This window comes from Thalassospira profundimaris (assembly GCF_003326795.1).
GTDB classification, from domain to species: Bacteria; Pseudomonadota; Alphaproteobacteria; order Rhodospirillales; family Thalassospiraceae; genus Thalassospira; species Thalassospira profundimaris_C.
This window is the reverse complement of the sequence record NZ_JPWI01000002.1, coordinates 358389-375716: the sequence shown is the minus strand read 5'-3', so window position 1 is coordinate 375716 and position 17328 is coordinate 358389. Positions and strand designations below refer to the sequence as shown.

Below are 17328 nucleotides of genomic sequence, written 5' to 3'. Positions count from 1 at the left end.
GCCCCAATACAGACCTGTAAATACCTTTTTGCAGAAAAATGACAGAAAATCGGAAAAGCATTCATTCCGGCCATTTTTCGGCAACTCTTTCACCCGCCGGGCGTCATTTGAACGCGCTTTATATCCGTATTTGCGTATTTTCCCGATCAGAGACGCGTCACCCGTTAGCTAAAATCTCGAACGACGATGAAAACAGACCGGAAAAGATTCGGCGACGCGAGAGCTTTGGTCCTCAGCCAAAATCAAATCGGGCCGCTCGGTCTTTCATCTGGATATGAGATCTTCACTCAAACTGCGGAAACAGTATCGCGTTCTCCAGATACATATGCGCAACCAGATCCTCGATGAGTTTACCCGTGCCACTATATAATGCACGCCAGGAACCGCATACGCCCTGGGGGAGCTGACAATTATTTGTCAGCTTATGAAGTCGATGAACGGCCTCGGCATGATCATCATGCTCTTCTCGCATACAGTGGATCGGCAAAGCCAATGCGGCAGATATCGCACCATTTTTACGCATCTCACGCATTGCCGGGAAAAGAACAGCTTCTTCCTTCTTCATATGCAGATCAAGATTTTCGGCAATCGCACATAATTCGTCTGCCAGCCCAACCGGGGCTTCCGGATGATCACCGTGGACAGCTTCAACCTTGCGGGCCAGCACAATCAATTCAGGAAGTTCGTCCCGGTGTACCTGATGATATCGATCCAGAATGAAATTGATGAAGGCATCCGTATCATGCAGGTCAGGCAGATTTATCGGCCCTTTGGGAAGCTTGCAAAGTTCTTCTGCAACAAGATGGGCATTGATATCTTTCTTGTTGGCCAGTTCGGCTAATGTCTGCTCGGCATGACAGCAAAACCCGATATGGTGATGGCGAAAGACCAATGTTGCCCCCGGAAAACAGGCAACCAATGCACCTATCGTCTGATTGAGAAGATCATCTGGTGTAACGGGTGTTCCAGCATTACGTAAATCCGGCTGCATACGGTTTTCCTTCCCACTTGGCTGCCAATCAACCATCAGGAGTGTAATACCGGCACACGATGCCACGTTGACGAAGGTCAAATTCCAGTTGCGGCAAAAATTCCAAACTTTCTCTTTGAGAATCTTTCCCTGCCAACCAATGCCATGAACCATTGTTGAAAGTTGTAAAAATCCAAACCTGACAAGGATTTGACAGACATCAACCACAAACCCGGGAGCCCGCGCGATACTTCGGCCAACAAAAGTACCGGAGCATCACGTGTCAGGAAGTTATCCGTCTTTCACCCCTTTTCTGCTGGCCAGTCCGTTAATACGGAATGCTCCCAAAGCTCTGACTGAGCAAATCTGCCGCCATGCGATGGCAACAATGCACCGGCAACACAAAGCGGTGTTCGAACGGGTGGCGGAACGCGAAAGTTTCGCCTTGCTCATTGCTCCCACAGATCTTGATTTGAAGTTCTATCTGAAAATTGATCCGGAGCACCCTGAACTTCGCCCCGTCACAAACCAGACGCCAGAACCGGTTGCCGCCCGGATTTTCGGGCCCCTGCCTGCGTTACTGGAACTCCTTCAGGGCAAATCTGATGGCGACGCCCTGTTCTTTTCGCGCACCCTGCGCATTGAAGGGCGTACCGATCTGGTTGTGGCCCTGCGCAATGCCCTTGATGGTGAGGAAATTGATCTTCGTTCTGCAGTCAGTAACAGCTTTGGCATTGCCAACCCGGTTGCGCGCCTCATGCTTGGCCTTGCTGAAACACTTTATAAGCAACTGCAACACGATATGAATCGCACGGCCGCGACACTGACATCGTCAATCGAGAAACGCCTTGGCGGATTGGAGAAGCGTGCCAGTCAGCAGACAGAGGCACTTGCCCGGCTCGAAAAATCCGTGCAGCGCAGCAGTCGCCGAACGCAATATTCCCCGGCGGTGTCAGCCAAAGACGACTTTGCCCTTCCCGATCACAAATAGCCCAAGCCAGTCAGAGGAACGATATGGAACTCGTTTGTCCGGCAGGGACACCTGCCAGTCTTCATGCCGCCGTCGATGCCGGTGCAGATGTTGTTTATTGCGGTTTCCGCGATGCGACGAATGCCCGCAACTTTCCGGGCCTGAATTTTTCGCGCGACGAACTTCGCAACGCTGTCGAACACGCCCACAAACATGATGTGCATGTTTACCTTGCATGCAACACCTATCCGCAGGCCGGTATCGAACACATATGGCATGCTGCAATCGATGATGCTGTGGCAATTGGTGTTGACGCCATCATTCTCGCAGATATTGGCCTGTTGCGGTATGCGCGGGACCGCCATCCGGATGCAAGACTTCACCTTTCAGTTCAGGCATCGGCTTCAAATGAAGAGGCGATCAAATTCTACCATCGGGAGTTTGCTGTTCGCCGTGTCGTTTTGCCACGCGTTCTTTCACTTGAGGAAATCGCATATCTCAACAGCCGCATCCCGGTTGAGACAGAAGTCTTTGCCTTTGGTGGCATGTGTGTGATGGCGGAAGGTCGTTGTTCACTATCGTCATATGCGACCGGCGAAAGCCCGAATATGAATGGCGTATGTTCACCCGCCGCCCATGTCCGCTATGAGGAACGCGACGATATGACGGTTTCCCGACTGGGTGACTTTACAATCAATATTTACGATCAGGACGAGAAGGTCGGCTATCCGACCCTTTGCAAAGGCCGTTTTCGCGCCATGGACAAATCGGGATATCTGTTTGAGGAACCAACCAGTCTGGATGTCACCGGAATGCTGCCTGAACTGGCAAAGGCGGGTGTCGCCGCCCTGAAGATTGAGGGGCGCCAACGCGGGAAGGCCTATATTTCCCAGGTTGTCAGTGCCTTTCGGGCATCTCTTGACCGGATTGCCGAGGGCAAGCTGGCCGAGCAGACAAGTCTGAATACCCTTAGCGAAGGACAAAGCGATACTACAGGCGCATACCGGAGAGGCTGGCAATGACAAAGTCACGACTTATTATGGGTCCCGTTCTCTTTCACTGGGACGAAAACCGGAAACGTGATTTTTATGCACAGATTGCCGATGAGACAGACATTGACACAGTCCATGTCGGAGAAGTTGTCTGCGCCAAACGCATGCCATTTTTTGACAAGCATCTGCCAGATGTTATTGAACGCCTCCAGCGGGCTGGCAAGGAGGTTGTTTTATCAACACTTGCGCTGGTGATGAACAGTCGCGAAAGCGCACTGATAAACGAAATTACCCAGATGCCTGATCTGCTTATTGAGGCCAATGATATTTCAGCAGCTGGCTTGCTTGCAGATCGTCCGCATGTCATCGGTCCCTATATCAATATCTATAACGAAAGCACATTTTCATATTTCGAGAGCCGGGCGGCAAAGCGTATTTCGCTTCCCTGGGAGTTGCCTTTATCGTCAATCTCGCAACTGTGCGAAACGCGCAAATCTGCAGAAATTGAAGTTCAGGTGTTTGGTCGAATGCCTTTGGCTATTTCCGCGCGTTGTTATTCTGCGCGTGCGCAAGGCCTGCACAAGGACGGTTGCAGATATGTTTGCGGTGAACAGCTTGATGGCATGGAAGTCGCAACACTCGACGATGCGCCATTTCTCGCAGTTAATGGCTTGCAGACATTATCCAACCACTATGTAGAACTCTCTGACAATATCGGAGAGTTGCAGGATGCCGGTGTCAGTGCATTCCGCCTGTCACCACATAGCCTGGACATGATGGAAGTTGCACAACTCTATCGTCAGTTGCTCGATCGTAAAATTGATGCTGGCGAGCTACGCCGGAACCTTCAGGAGATGCCTCTGCAGATGGCATTCTCTGACGGTTTCTTGCACGGTTTACCGGGTGCAGAATTGCGCAGCACATTGGGGCAACGCGCCGAATAACCACACCACCCCGACAAAAATCAAAAAAAGAAGGGCTGCGACGGAAAGCGCAGCCCTACAATACATTGCAATTTCGGGGAGTCAGCAATTCAATGCATTGTTGTCGGGCTACTATATCGCAATCAAAGAAGCTGACCTTGACGATGGTCAACCCCAAGAATAGCCAGATGCGTTGCACATTCCGCTATCCCCCAGTGATTAGTTGACTTGCTTTCTCCGCAATCATGACAACGGGCGCATGTGTGTTGCCCGAGACGATTGAAGGCATAACGGAGGCATCAACAACCCGCAAATTTTCCACCCCGCGCACACGAAGCTGCTCATCAACGACCGCCATCGGATCATCTTTGGGGCCGATCTTTGCCGTGCCGACCGGGTGAAAGATCGTGGTTGCGACCTTGCCTGCTGCATCTGCCAAGGCCTCGTCAGAAGTAACTTCGGCACCTGGTGCAAACTCGACCGGCCAATATTGCGCCATGCTCTTTGTTGCCATCAGGGCCCTGGCGTGACGGATTGATTGCACCGAGACTTCCCGATCCAGATCGGTACCAAGATAGTTCGGGGCAATGTGGGGAGCCGCATGCAGATCAGAAGAGGTCAGTGTCACGCGTCCCTTACTGGTTGGCCGCAGGTTGCATACCGAAACCGTGATGGCCGGGAAGTCATGCAAAGGCGCACCGAACTTGTCGAGCGATAAGGGCTGCACATGGTATTCGATATTGGGCGTTTCATAGCGCCCGTCGGACCGCGTAAAAATACCAAGCTGACTGGGGGCCATTGCCATCGGACCACGACGGCGTAGCGCGTAGTCCAATGCGATCTTGGCTTTGCCAACAAGGGTGGACTGCATTTCATTCAGTGTCTTTGCACCCGTTATCCGAAATGCTGTGCGTATTTGCAGGTGATCCTGAAGGTTCTCGCCAACACCGGGCAAGTCGTGTTTGACCTCAATTCCATGATTGCGCAGCTCTTGTGCCGGCCCAATGCCCGAGACCTTCAGAATGTGCGGCGTTCCGATCGCACCCGCGCTCAGGATTACTTCACGATTTGCAGATGCAAACTCGGTTTTGCCACCACGTTCATACTGCACACCACGCACAACTGTGCCATCAAACTCAAGCCTGACAACAGTTGCCTTGGTCAAAACTGAAAGGTTCGGGCGATGCATCACCGGTTTCAGAAAAGCACGGGCCGCACTCCAGCGCACGCCGCGTTTCTGGGTCACGTCGAAATATCCCGATCCTTCGTTACTGCCTCCGTTGAAGTCGTCCGTTTTTGGAATGCCGAGTTCCTCGGCGCCATCACGCACAGCATCGAGCACGTCCCAGCGCAGGCGTTGTTTTTCAACCCGCAACTCCCCGTCACTGCCATGAGCGTTTGACAGACTGTGATAATTCTCCGATTTGATGAAATAGGGCAGTACATCGTCCCAGCCCCAACCTGTTGCTCCCTCGACAACCCAGCGATCATAATCTGCGGCTTGGCCTCGCATATAGATCATGCCGTTGATGGACGAACATCCACCAAGAACCTTGCCACGCGGATAGGCAATCGACCGTCCCCCCAGTCCTTTTTCCGCCGCAGTTTCATAGAGCCAGTCAGTTCGGGGGTTTCCAATACAATACAGGTAACCCACCGGAATATGTATCCAGGGATAATTGTCTTTCCCCCCTGCCTCGATCAGCAGAACCCGGTTATTCGGATCTGCACTGAGCCGGTTGGCCAATACACATCCCGCGGATCCGGCACCGATAATGATGAAATCAAAAGAAGAATTATCGAAAGACATCTGTTGTCTCCGCAAAGGGACAGGCATGACGACGCCCCTGTTCATAAGTCAGAACAGTCTTTTGTCGAATTTTCAGGTGAAAGACCCCCTGTCACACACTGTCGCAACAGGGGGCTGAATATCTGAAATCAGGCGTTTGCCGCAGCAAACCGTGACCAGAATGGCAGCATCGCCGCTTCCAGATCACGCCACATTGCAAAGCGTTTGCGATAGATCTCGCTTGCTTCTAGGGCGGGGCTGTAATGACGGTCCATCCTGACCATGCTGTCTGCTGCCTGATCGTAGTCATGATACATACCAACACCAACAGCAGCAGCCATTGCCGCGCCGAGCGCACCTGTTTCCTGACATTTCGCAACACTGAGGGGCAGCTCAAGAATATCGGCAATAATTTGAGGCCAGATTGTACTGCGTGCTCCGCCACCCGACAGAATGATCTTGTCAAAATGAGCACCGGTCGCCCGCAACTTGTGCATATGTTGAAGATGCGCAAAGGTCACACCTTCGTAAATGGCACGCAACATATCGCCTCGCCCATGCCATCCACCGACACCAAAGAATCCTGCACGGGCTGTACCGTTGCATGGTGCACCATACAGATACGGATGGTAATAGGGGCCATCCAGACCAAATTTGCTTTGGGCAACCAGCTCATTGGCAAGGTCAAATGGTGATTTTCCATTTACGACTTCGGCATCATGCTCAAGATATTCCCGAACCAGCCATTCCAGATTAACCGCAGACGTCGCCGAACTCTCAATCGACATGAAGCGACCATCCGCATAACCAGATGACATGAAAATTTCGTTCTCACTCTGGAAATCGATATTCTCGAGGATGATCTGGTTAATGCTCCATGTGCCGACAATCATTGATGCCTGTCCCGGACGAGCAACACCCGATCCCAGTGCACTTGCAATCACGTCAAAGAAGCCTGCAACAACCGGGGTTCCGACACAAAGGCCGGTTTTAGCCGCCACCTCCGCCGTGACATGACCAACAATCTCGCTTGGATGCGCAAGACGCGGCAGTTTGTCCCGCGCATCAAGAATGCCAAAGGCATCAAGTAAATCATCGTCGTATATATTCTCGGGCATACGCAACATTCCGCATCCGCCCATGTCGGAAATATCACTGACCAGTACCCCGGTCAGCGCATGTGTCACCACGTCCTTGCACAACAAAACTGCGCGGGTGTCCCCATAAATATCCGGGCGTTCGCGCTTGACCCAGGCAAGCAAGGTCGGTGTCTGTGAGACCCAGGGACGCTGCCCGGAAATCGGATAACTTATATCCCCAACACCATCACGGGTCAGATCATCAACAAGCCCGTTTGCGCGTGTATCAAGGGACTGAACCCCTAAAAGCGCTTTGCCTTCCGCCCCCAGAAGATACAATCCATTGCCGTGCCCGGCGCTGCCGATTGCGGCAATATCGGATGTATTGACACCGGATTTCCTGATGACTTCCGCCACCACTTCCAAAAGGTCATTACGTAACTGGTCGATGTCACGTTCCACAAACCCCGGGGCAGGACAATGTGACACAGCCTCGCGGGAGGCATGGGCAATTTCTCTGCCGGCGGCATCAAACAGCACGGTTTTGACCACCGTATTGCCCGCATCAATTCCAAGGAAATAGCGCGCCATCAGCTTAACCTTCGAACCCGGAATAGATATCCCACGCCTTGGCCCCGTCGGCTCCGTCGTGAATCATCGCCATCAGGGCCGCGACGACCGCCTTGGGATTATCATGTTGATAGATGTTGCGACCATAAACCATGCCGTGAGCCCCTTGCGCCATCAGGGCCGCAGAATTGTCAAACACAGTTCGCAGATCGGCCTTGCCACCACCGCGGACCAGAACCGGACAACGCGCGGCCTGAACAACATGGTGGAAGTCCTCAGGATCGTCCGTCGGGTCCGCCTTGATGATATCGGCACCCATTTCACGTGCCAGACGTACCAGGGTCGTGACTTTTTCTGTATCACCATCGACAAGATATCCGCCGCGTGCGCTGTTCGGCTGCATGACAAGCGGTTCGATCATCAATGGCATTCCATATTTTTCACAATCATTGCCAAGCTTCGAAATGTTCTGCACACACTGACGGAACAGGTCTGGTTCGTCCGGAAGCATGAACAGATTGACCACGACACAGGCCGCGTCCATCCGCAATGCCGGCAGAATCGGATCACTTTCGTTCTGCATCACCGCCCACATCGAACGATGGCGTTCCTTGTTATATGGATTACCCATATCAACACGCATCACCAGTGCCGGGCGGTTTTCCCCCGGCAATGTCTGCAACAGGTCGGATTGCCCGTAATTCATCTGAATGGCATCGGGCCGCGCATCAACCAGTGTGTTAACCACCGACTGTACATCTTCGAGACCGAGCATGAAGCTGGGTTCATTACAAACACCATGGTCAATGGCGACATCAAGACAACGGCCGTTTTTCATCAAACGGTTCAAGCGCACTTTTTTCGATACGAACATGTTTCCTCCTCTGACCGGATTGCCCGGTTCATTCTTCAGACAATGCTGTGTTTTTTGCCGAGCTCTTCACCCAGCAACTGTTTGTGATGTTCAAGTTCGGATGCGGTCCAACCCAGCACGTCAGACATCAGCGTTCCGATTTCATCAATCAAAGGCTGTGTGATCCCACCTTCCAAACCGATGCCTGTGCGGCGTAACAAGATGTCGGAAAGGCTGCGCACTTTTTCATTGCGGATCAGAAATTCGATCTCGCGACGGGAATATGCTGATGCTGCGACAAGTTGAGCATCCGGACCCGACTGGCAAAAACGCGCGATCTCTATTGCCCGGCTGCCATAACGTTCGGCAAGGCGTTCAAGGGTCGGGCGATCAATTGTCAGATCAATCAGTTCAGCCCCGACCCAGTCATCCAGATCGCTCTCGGAATTCGGAAAATCACGACCGCCGCCGATACGCAGATGGCTTGTGCTGCATTGGCGTTTGCGTCCCAGACGCTTCAAAACCACATCGGCAATTTCTTCGCCAAATACGCGAAATGTTGTCCACTTCCCGCCAATCAGACTGATGACCGGGAAATCACGTTTGTCATTAGGTTCCTGTTCGCGGTGCGAATGATCACGACTGATCCGGCCGGTAGCATCCGCATCACTGACGGGCAATGGCCGCACACCGGTAAAGACATGAACGATATCGTCCTGACTGATCTCGATTTCAGGAAAAACAAAACGCAACGCGTCAAGCATATAGTCCTTTTCGCTTTGTTCGCAGCGCGCGAGTTCGGGATCATCAATCAGGATATCTGTCGAACCGACCAGTGAGACACCAAGATAATTAAAGGCAATGCAGATCCGTCCGTCAGCATTCTCGTAGTAAACCATCTGATCATCCAAAGCAGCGGCCAGCTGCTTGTTACGGATCATCAGATGCGATCCCTTGGTCCCGCGGACAAAGCGTGGCGTGTCGTTTTCCTGTCCGCCAGATAAGGCCAGATTAGTGAAATCAACCCAGGCACCGGTTGCATTAACAACCAGATCGGGGGCAATCGTACCGGTCTCGCCGGTCAGGCGGTCGCGCCAGTGGATATTTTGACCTTCGACTTTTTCGACCGCGATATAGGAATGTGCACTGGCGTTCGGACAGGCTTCTTGCGTATCAAGGATCATCTCGACACCAAGACGTTCCGGATACTTGACCCAAGCGTCATAATAGATCGCCCCGAACTTGGCATCCGGCGAAAGATCAGGGGTCATCGCACGAAGTTTCTTGCGCGAGACGAATTGATGGGCTGGCATGGTACGGCTTTTGCGCGACAACCAGTCATAAAGCATCAAGCCTATCTTGATCATCATCGCGGATCTCCGCGACGGCCCGCTTCCAAGACCAATGAAACGTTTCAGAGATGCCATTGACCCGTTAAAGACATCAAAAATCGGCACCAGCGTCGGCAACGGAAATACGTAGTGCGGTGCATTGCGTAACAGAAGGTCGCGTTCTTGCAGGGATTGCCGGACAAGCCGGAACTCGCCATTTTCCAGATAGCGCAATCCACCATGAACCATGCGCGAAAGTGCCGCACTTGCACCGGAACAGAAATCTCTCTGTTCCAGCAACACAACATCGATCCCCTGCAAGGCCAGATCACGGAACACACTGATCCCGTTGATCCCGCCCCCGACCACAACAACGGTGGCCCGTTTCGGGATTGTTTTATCCTGAGAATTCTGTGTCATCTTATTGTCAATCAGGCCGCACGTGCGACTGGGCCAAGATGGGCCGCAATTGCCTGGTCAATGATTGCAAGTTCATCAGAAGACAGGACGATTTCACCGGCGCGGGCATTTTCCAAGGCCTGCTGCGCATTTCGCGCCCCGCATAGCGAGAAGGTGATACCCTTTTGCGCAATCGTCCATGCGATCACAATTTGTCCCGGCTCGACATTATGCGCATCAGCAATCGGAAGCAGAACCTTCATGAAATCGGCAACCAGCTTGCGATTTTCGACCGAGAATTTCGGGTTGTCCCGGCGAAGATCATCGCCTTCAAACACGCGGTCCGGCCCGATCTTGCCCGATAGCAAACCAAGCGCCATCGAAGAATAACTCAGCACGGCCACATTGTTCTCAAGACAGAGCGGCACGAGTTCTTCTTCAAGCTGACGTTCGAGCATGTTGTAGCATTCCTGGATGCAATCAAGTTGCCCGGCGGCCAGATACTGTTTCATCTCGCCAGCATTCACATTGCTGATCCCGATTGAGCGGATCTTGCCTTCACGTTTCAGATCAAGAAGGGCACCCATTGTTTCGGCAATTGGTGTTGTTGGGTCCTGCCAATGGGTGATGTAAAGATCGATATAGTCTGTGCGCAGACGTTTAAGGCTGCTTTCAAGTTCGGCACGGACAGACTCTGCCCCCAGATAACGGTGGATTTTCTTGTCATGTTCATCGACGAAATAGTTGCCCTTGTCCGTATCCCAGACCATGCCGCACTTGGTCGCGATCACCACCTGGTCCCTGCGTCCCTCGATAGCCTGACCAACAAGTTCCTCGGCACGACCAAGACCATAGGCAGGTGCTGTATCAATCAGCGAGATACCTGCATCAATTGACGCCTGAATGGCTTTGATGGAGTTGGCATCATCATGTCCCCCCCACATCCAGCCCCCCATCGCCCAGGTTCCAAGCCCAATTGCTGATGCCGATACACCGGATTTTCCAATTTCACGAATAAGCTGTGCCATCAGGCATCTCCTTTTAGTATGTCGCTGACCGCATAGGCGGTTTGTTCATCGATCGCCAAGGTTGTCAGGAAATCACCGCGCAAAATTGCCGCAATCGGCTCTGCCTTGTGTTGACCACTGGCAATGGCAAAGCGGTGCGGGATCTGACGCAATTCATCAAGGGTAAGGGCAACCACACGGTCATTGCCCGAATAGTCGCACGGAGCGCCATCCTTGCTGATCAGATGCGCCAGCAATTCACCACTTGCCCCGGCAGCGAGGACTTCGTCACGGTCGATATCGTCATCAAGAGACAGGTAGGTTGATGTACTCTCGCGCACTGACCCGATACCCATCACGGCAATATCGGCCTTGCGGGCAATATCAAAAACGTCACGGATCGAACGGACATCCAGCAAAGTGTCACGTGCTTCTCGTGAACCCGCGATAATTGGTGCATGAAGCTGAAGCGCACGCCCCCCAAGCTTTTCGGCCATTGCCATCGAAACCTGATTGACATCCGTGTAATATTTTCCCTGAACCCCGCCGGTTCCCGGCACAACCGTCACGTCATATGTACGTTTTGGTTTCATTGCCTCGACAATCGCACTGACACCAACCCCGCCTGAGATTGCGATGGTCATGCCATCTTCAAGTTTTTCAAACAAAGCGGCTGCGGCCGCATCCGCCGTAGACTTGATCGTGATCTTGGGGTCGGTCGAGACTTCCGGCACCACAATCGCGTTTTCAATCCGTCCCGCTTCCGCGATCAGGGCCCCAAGATCCGTCATATTGCCAAAGGGTGACTTGACGGTAATCTCGACCAGTCCACGCTCCTGGCCTTCCTTCACCAGCCGGTTAACTGTGGTGTGTGACAAACCTGTCAGTTCCGCAATTTTGGCTTGGGAAATATTCTGTTCGTAGAACATCACCAGAACCTTGTGCAGGCGTCGCAGTCGCTCGAATTCTGTACTGTTGGTCATTCTTTTTGTTCCTGACGCGATTACGATTTGGCCGATGCGCTGCGCTTGCGGCGATTGAGCAGATGGTCCGCCGAAACCGCGACCAGAAGAATCAGACCGCGAATGATGTCCTGCCAGTAAACCGGCACATCAAGCAGGATCAGGGAACTTGTCACCAGTGACAGAAGGGCCGCACCAAGAACCGCACCAAAGATGGTTCCCGATCCACCATTCAGGCTGGCGCCGCCAATTACCGCGGCCGCAATCACGCTAAGCTCCATGCCAATACCGAACTGCGGCGTCGCGGCACCGAAACGCGCCATATAGACAACGCCGGCCACACCGGACAAAAGTCCGCAGAGGGTCGCGCATAAAATCTTGATACGCTTGGTCTTGATCCCTGAAAACAGCGCCGCCTTTTCGTTGCTGCCGGTGTAATAGACTTTGCGGAAGATGGTTGAATGGCGCAGCAAAAGGTCGAAAAAGACAACCAGCGCAAAGAACAGGATGATCACAAACGGCATTCCGGCAATATCACCCTGTCCGATAAATTTGAAACTTGGCGGCAGGGTAAACAGCGATTGCGGCGTCCCCTTTGTGATCAGCAATGAAAGGCCACGTGCGATGACCATGAAGGCCAGTGACACGATAAAGAAGTGAAGTCCTATGCGGGTTACACATTGCCCCATAAGGAAGCCGATAAAGCCGCATGCCAGAATTGCAATCAAACTTGCCGACCAGGGATCCATCCCCATCAGGAAAAGCTTGCCACCAATCACCATGGCCAGACACACGACCGAACCGACAGAAAGATCAATTCCGCCAACAATCAACAGAATTGTCATCCCGACCACGACAATCCCCTCAATCGAGAAAGACAGCAACATGGCCCGGAAATTTTGCCAGGTCAGAAAATAGGGCGAGGCAAAGCTCATCGCGATGCAAATAATCAGGATGATGGCAACAAGCCCCGCTTCACGCGCTTTGAAAATTCCCAACATTCGGTTTTGCACACCCTTGTTCAACTGGGTTGCCTCCGCATTCTGTGTTTCGTTTTTCGTTTTGGTTTCTGGTTTCAAGGCCTTGACCGATGTCATGACACCAACTCCCGTTCCTTCACGACCGCGTTCTGGCGGGAAAGCCCCGAAGCCAGTTTCATGATTTTTTCTTCGGTCATATTTTCGTCTTCGACTTCACCGGCAACTCTGCCTTCGTGAAGAACAATAATGCGATCGCAAAGACCAATCAGTTCAGGCATCTCGGACGAGATAACAAGAACCCCGACCCCCTTGGACGCCAGATTACGCAAGATGGTGTAAATCTCGCTCTTGGCACCAACATCAACACCGCGGGTCGGTTCATCAAAAATGATGATATCGGGGTGCACCGAAAGCATCTTGGCGATTGCCACCTTTTGCTGGTTTCCACCGCTGAGCGCAGATACCGGCTGACTGACATGAGCACAGCGCAACGAAAGCAGACGGCCGAGTTCCTCAGCCCGTTTTTCCTCTTCGCGCTGGAGCACAAATCCCTTTGAGCTGACATGCCGAAGATCAAGGGCCGTGATGTTTGCAGCAATCGACAGGTCAAGGAACACGCCTGACCCCTTACGATCTTCAGACAGATACACAAGCCCGTTCCGAATACTTTCGGCATAACTTTCAATATTCAGTGGTTTGCCGCGCATTGCCACGGATCCGGTGGTTTTGCGGCTTAGTCCGCAAATCGCATGTGCAAGTTCGCTGCGTCCGGCACCTATCAAACCGCCGAGACCAAGAACCTCGCCCTCGCGCAAATCAAAGCTGATATCTTTCAGGAAACCGTCATCACTTAGTTCACGCACAGACATGACCGATGACATCCCCCCTTTCAGATCAGGGTTCTTTGCCGGAAACTGATGAAGGATTTCGCGGCCAACCATTTTGGTTGCCACTTCATCAGGGCTGGTATCTTCCGTCATCAGGGTGTCAATGAAAGTCCCGTCCCGGAACACCGTGATCCGGTCAGAAATCGCAAAGATTTCTGCCATGCGATGACTGATATAGATGATACCGATATTGCGCGCCTTCAGATCAGCAATGATCCGAAACAGGGCTTCGGCCTCACTATCTGTCAGTGCCGCAGTTGGCTCATCGAAAATCAGCACATCACAGTCAAGGGTCAGGGCCTTGGCAATCTCGACAATTTGTTGACTGGCTATTGGCAGATTTCCGACTTTTTCATCAACAGGTATCGGCATCAGATCGGCCAGAACTTTTTTGGCACGTTCGCGCAATTCACGATCATTCATCAAAAATGAGGTACGCGCGTTGGTCGCTGCCATCAGGATATTTTCTGCAACGGAAATGTCCGGGCACAGGGCTATTTCCTGATGTACCAGACCGATGCCATGTGCCTGCGCTTTTGCAGGATCGGAAAGAATTATGTCACGTCCCTTGAAATGGATACGTCCCTGGTCAGGCGGGAATACACCGCTAAGAATATTCATCAGCGTGGATTTTCCCGCACCATTTTCCCCCATAAGGGCATGGACCTCGCCGGGCATCAGCGACAGTTGAACACCGCGCAGGGCCTGCACCGGGCCGAAGGATTTATGAATGTCGTGAACTTCTAGAATGGGCTGCATAAAACCGGATGCCTTGCGATGAAAAGAAGGGCAGCCCTTCCTTTCGACCAATCAAAGTGGGAGGACCGAAAGGAAGGGTCATCTGGTCGCCATGGGCATAGCGACCAGATCTAGATGTCCTTATTCTTCGATACCTTTGGTACCGCGACGTTTCAGGTAATCTTCCCAATAGAAGTCATCGGCATTCTTTGCAGTCACGACCGCATAGCCATTATCGATGTAGGGAACCATCATCGGGTTGGCACCAGCCCGCATATAGTCATTCATCGGATCAATCAGATCCGGATGTGCTGCGAGGAACAGGGAAATGAAGCCCATGTAACCCTGAATACCCTGGTTCGGGTTAATTGAACCAAAGACCTCGCCTGCCTTGATCATATCAAGGATCTTGGCATTCACGTCTGCAGTCATCACCTTGATATCTGCCTTGGTCTCGATGGCCGCCTGCGCTGCACCCAGTGCACTGTTTGCCTCTGGCATAAAGACAGCGCCAAGATTCGGGTGTGCCTGATGCATGGTCAGAACAGCGTTATAGGCCTTGGTCGGATCCTGGTTTGATGCCGCGCGAGCAACCAGCTTAATATCCGGGTATTTTTCTTCCATGCGGGCGATGAAGGCCGAAACGCGGCGATCATGGTTGTCCTGCCCGGGATTCTCCAGAACTGCATATTCACCGGATCCGCCCATAGCCTCGGCAATGGCATCAGCCGCAGCTGCTCCTTCGCGGTCATTGTTCGAGGTGATATAGGCCGAACGCTTTGAATTCGGAGAATCTGCGGCAAAGGTGACGACAGCCACGCCCTGCTCAACAGCACGATTGATCGGTGCGATGAACGGATCAGAGTTCATCGGATGAACCATGATGCCGGCTGGCTGACGCGCCAGAACCTGCTCAAAGGTCGCAATCTGCTTGTTCACATCATATTCCGGCGTGCCGGTATAAACCGTGTCACATCCCATCTGCTGCGCAGCCTGCTTGAACATTTCATAGACAGGGAACCAGTATTCGACACCGCTGACCATGACGTTCATGGCATAAAGCTCGCCGGGCTCACACTGGAATGCGCTTTTTTTAGTATCCTGCGCCATTGCCGAAGACGCAGTGAGAGTCAAGAAAGCAGCCGCAGCTGTTCCCAGCAGCATTGATTTGATTTTCATGTTATCCTCCCTAATGCGTAACCAGTTCCGGGCTTTCCAGGACACGGTGTGGTTCGCATAATGTTATTTATGGTAGATATTTCACATCTGGAAATATCTACCATTCATTTGGATTGATCCCGTTTCGGGAGTCAACATGAAATATATTTCAACCATAAATGTCGCCGCGTAAGCATGCAAAACCAACGCTTTCCGCCCGCAAAGAAATTTTCAGAAGATCGTTTTCTGTCCGAATTTTCCTCGATATTTTTTGCTTAACCTTGCCACCTAGCCAGCGGGAAACGCCCGAAACACTCAACCTTGCTGGCCGCAAGGTATGACTGTGATCAATTTTTTGCGTGAGTAATGGAAATTTATCGGGGCTGGAATCGCCCCCTGCGGCGTCTAACATCCCGGAAAATACAATTTTCCAAGCCGACATCACCAATGCAGCCTGAAGCTCTGCCGTGACGGACAGGTGGTTCGACAATGACAGGAAGATGATCTTGCGGCCCGTGACCTTTATCTGACACGCAACTTGAAACATGCCTGCGCGACATGACCACAAGCGATATCGACGCGAACTATCGGAGCGTATTCCGACTTTGCTGCTTGCAAACACCCGTTTACAACCCGGCAAAAAGACCGGCGGCATGTTTGATCACCTGGCCGCCGGTCCACAAAGATCTGTGACATCAAGCAACAGGCTTAACGAATGGCGACCGGATTTATGATCATCTGGACGGCACCCTTAAGCTTTGCCTGACCAAGAACAAAAAGAAACTCGTACGCCCGGTCTTCGGCCAGGTCCCTGGTGACGATATTCTCAAGAATATAAACACCGTTTTCAGCCAAAAGTTTTACGTGGACCGGGAAGAACGCCGTCGAATCTTCATGGGGAACGGCTTCCAGCCCCCACGTGTCGGCTCCGACAGCAACGACCCCTTTTTTTGCCAGCCATTCCGCGGCTTCCAAGCCGATGCCAGGCTCGGTCGAACCATAAAGCGCATTATCCTGTCCAACCAGATCAAGCCATCCGGTATGGACAAGAACCACGTCCCCCTTGCGAATTTCAGTTCCGGCCGCCTTTTGTGCTGCCAGTACATCATCAAGGGTAATGACATATCCGCCCTCGAGCCGCCCGGTTCCTTTGATCGCAGCAACGTCGAGCAACACACCCCTCGTCGCCATTGGCGGAACATTCTCAATACCCAGTTTGGTCAGGCCCGTAGCTGCCACCATGTCTTCAGCATGGTTGTTATTGTAGTAAGTGTGGTGATCACCGAGATGACCCAAACCGTCAATCTGCGTCCCCACACCAAGCCAACCGGTGAACATGTCGTCGTTATATGTCCCGGAATTGCTGCCAAGGGTCTTGTTACCACTTTGCCCCGGCGAGAAAACAGTTACAGCAACACCACGCGGCGCGAATGCCGGTGTATCACGTGAAATCTCCATACCAAGCGAGTAGACTTTCCCTTCGGATATCAACTTGCTCGCGGCAAGGGTAACTTCGGCAGTCAGATAGTTTGCGGCACCGATCTGGTCATCGGGCCCAAACGGCGACGTGAATCGTTCATCGGCAGAAGCAACGCCGGTTGCACCGATAAAACCCAGCATCATGGAAGCCGTGACAAACATTTTTGCTTTTTGCATTTTTTCCTCCCTAAGTTGATAAGGAGTCAGGAAATTGCAATTATGATGCCAACAAAAAATGGCT

15 protein-coding genes are annotated in these 17328 nt (G+C 52.4%); 3 read left to right on the top strand and 12 right to left on the bottom strand.

Annotated features, from left to right (window positions below; all coding sequences use genetic code 11):
• Positions 1 to 283 precede the first annotated feature (283 nt).
• Positions 284 to 1198: a DUF542 domain-containing protein gene (locus TH30_RS06105; RefSeq protein WP_220150280.1), complete on the bottom strand. Its 915-nt coding sequence runs from the start codon at positions 1196 to 1198 to the stop codon at positions 284 to 286.
• 52 nt (positions 1199 to 1250) lie between these two features.
• Here TH30_RS06105 and ubiT point away from each other — a divergent pair, with 52 nt between their 5' ends.
• Genes ubiT through ubiV form a run of 3 tightly spaced genes read left to right on the top strand, consistent with a single transcriptional unit; the run spans position 1251 to position 3876 of the window.
• A complete protein-coding gene (gene ubiT, locus TH30_RS06100) occupies positions 1251 to 1961 on the top strand; it encodes a ubiquinone anaerobic biosynthesis accessory factor UbiT (RefSeq protein ID WP_462096235.1) in 711 nt (236 codons plus the stop codon).
• A 23-nt stretch (positions 1962 to 1984) separates the two neighbouring features.
• Positions 1985 to 2962 carry a ubiquinone anaerobic biosynthesis protein UbiU gene (gene ubiU / locus TH30_RS06095; protein WP_114097176.1) on the top strand — a complete coding sequence of 326 codons (978 nt, stop codon included), beginning with the start codon at positions 1985 to 1987 and terminating at the stop codon, positions 2960 to 2962.
• Positions 2959 to 3876, top strand: coding sequence for a ubiquinone anaerobic biosynthesis protein UbiV (ubiV, locus tag TH30_RS06090; protein WP_114097175.1), 918 nt, complete (start codon positions 2959 to 2961; stop codon positions 3874 to 3876). The genes ubiU and ubiV overlap by 4 nt, the downstream gene beginning before the upstream one ends.
• Positions 3877 to 4060: 184 nt before the next feature.
• Here ubiV and TH30_RS06085 read toward each other — a convergent pair whose 3' ends face one another.
• The 11 genes from TH30_RS06085 to TH30_RS06035 form a co-directional block, all read right to left on the bottom strand.
• A complete protein-coding gene (locus TH30_RS06085; protein WP_114097174.1) occupies positions 4061 to 5665 on the bottom strand; it encodes a GMC family oxidoreductase in 1605 nt (534 codons plus the stop codon).
• A 128-nt stretch (positions 5666 to 5793) separates the two neighbouring features.
• Positions 5794 to 7314: an FGGY-family carbohydrate kinase gene (locus TH30_RS06080; RefSeq protein WP_114097173.1), complete on the bottom strand. Its 1521-nt coding sequence runs from the start codon at positions 7312 to 7314 to the stop codon at positions 5794 to 5796.
• Between the two features lie 4 nt (positions 7315 to 7318).
• Positions 7319 to 8167 carry a class I fructose-bisphosphate aldolase gene (locus tag TH30_RS06075; protein ID WP_114097172.1) on the bottom strand — a complete coding sequence of 283 codons (849 nt, stop codon included), beginning with the start codon at positions 8165 to 8167 and terminating at the stop codon, positions 7319 to 7321.
• 35 nt (positions 8168 to 8202) lie between these two features.
• Positions 8203 to 9897 carry a glycerol-3-phosphate dehydrogenase/oxidase gene (locus tag TH30_RS06070; protein ID WP_114097171.1) on the bottom strand — a complete coding sequence of 565 codons (1695 nt, stop codon included), beginning with the start codon at positions 9895 to 9897 and terminating at the stop codon, positions 8203 to 8205.
• 11 nt (positions 9898 to 9908) lie between these two features.
• Positions 9909 to 10904, bottom strand: coding sequence for an aldo/keto reductase (locus TH30_RS06065; RefSeq protein ID WP_114097170.1), 996 nt, complete (start codon positions 10902 to 10904; stop codon positions 9909 to 9911).
• Positions 10904 to 11866, bottom strand: a complete 963-nt coding sequence (locus TH30_RS06060) for a sugar-binding transcriptional regulator (RefSeq protein ID WP_114097169.1) — start codon at positions 11864 to 11866, stop codon at positions 10904 to 10906. The genes TH30_RS06065 and TH30_RS06060 overlap by 1 nt, the downstream gene beginning before the upstream one ends.
• A 20-nt stretch (positions 11867 to 11886) precedes the next feature.
• Positions 11887 to 12942 carry an ABC transporter permease gene (locus TH30_RS06055; RefSeq protein WP_258548625.1) on the bottom strand — a complete coding sequence of 352 codons (1056 nt, stop codon included), beginning with the start codon at positions 12940 to 12942 and terminating at the stop codon, positions 11887 to 11889.
• A complete protein-coding gene (locus TH30_RS06050) occupies positions 12939 to 14471 on the bottom strand; it encodes a sugar ABC transporter ATP-binding protein (protein ID WP_114097168.1) in 1533 nt (510 codons plus the stop codon). Before TH30_RS06050 ends, TH30_RS06055 begins: the two co-directional genes overlap by 4 nt.
• Before the next feature lie 120 nt (positions 14472 to 14591).
• Complete coding sequence (locus tag TH30_RS06045; RefSeq protein ID WP_114097167.1) at positions 14592 to 15629, bottom strand: substrate-binding domain-containing protein; 1038 nt, start codon at positions 15627 to 15629, stop codon at positions 14592 to 14594.
• 148 nt (positions 15630 to 15777) lie between these two features.
• Positions 15778 to 16263 (bottom strand): hypothetical protein, encoded by a 486-nt coding sequence (locus TH30_RS06040; RefSeq protein ID WP_147251943.1) that lies wholly within the window; start codon positions 16261 to 16263, stop codon positions 15778 to 15780.
• 53 nt (positions 16264 to 16316) lie between these two features.
• Complete coding sequence (locus TH30_RS06035) at positions 16317 to 17264, bottom strand: cyclase family protein (protein ID WP_114097165.1); 948 nt, start codon at positions 17262 to 17264, stop codon at positions 16317 to 16319.
• Positions 17265 to 17328 lie beyond the last annotated feature (64 nt).

Excerpts from the sequence above, each read along its gene's own strand:
- ubiU (WP_114097176.1), top strand. The coding sequence starts at position 1,985 with ATGGAACTCGTTTGTCCGGCAGGGACACCTGCCAGTCTTCATGCCGCC.
- ubiV (WP_114097175.1), top strand. The coding sequence starts at position 2,959 with ATGACAAAGTCACGACTTATTATGGGTCCCGTTCTCTTTCACTGGGAC.
- TH30_RS06085 (WP_114097174.1), bottom strand. The coding sequence starts at position 5,665 with ATGTCTTTCGATAATTCTTCTTTTGATTTCATCATTATCGGTGCCGGA.
- TH30_RS06080 (WP_114097173.1), bottom strand. The coding sequence starts at position 7,314 with ATGGCGCGCTATTTCCTTGGAATTGATGCGGGCAATACGGTGGTCAAA.
- TH30_RS06075 (WP_114097172.1), bottom strand. The coding sequence starts at position 8,167 with ATGTTCGTATCGAAAAAAGTGCGCTTGAACCGTTTGATGAAAAACGGC.
- TH30_RS06070 (WP_114097171.1), bottom strand. The coding sequence starts at position 9,897 with ATGACACAGAATTCTCAGGATAAAACAATCCCGAAACGGGCCACCGTT.
- TH30_RS06065 (WP_114097170.1), bottom strand. The coding sequence starts at position 10,904 with ATGGCACAGCTTATTCGTGAAATTGGAAAATCCGGTGTATCGGCATCA.
- TH30_RS06060 (WP_114097169.1), bottom strand. The coding sequence starts at position 11,866 with ATGACCAACAGTACAGAATTCGAGCGACTGCGACGCCTGCACAAGGTT.
- TH30_RS06055 (WP_258548625.1), bottom strand. The coding sequence starts at position 12,942 with ATGACATCGGTCAAGGCCTTGAAACCAGAAACCAAAACGAAAAACGAA.
- TH30_RS06050 (WP_114097168.1), bottom strand. The coding sequence starts at position 14,471 with ATGCAGCCCATTCTAGAAGTTCACGACATTCATAAATCCTTCGGCCCG.
- TH30_RS06045 (WP_114097167.1), bottom strand. The coding sequence starts at position 15,629 with ATGAAAATCAAATCAATGCTGCTGGGAACAGCTGCGGCTGCTTTCTTG.
- TH30_RS06040 (WP_147251943.1), bottom strand. The coding sequence starts at position 16,263 with ATGCCGCCGGTCTTTTTGCCGGGTTGTAAACGGGTGTTTGCAAGCAGC.
- TH30_RS06035 (WP_114097165.1), bottom strand. The coding sequence starts at position 17,264 with ATGCAAAAAGCAAAAATGTTTGTCACGGCTTCCATGATGCTGGGTTTT.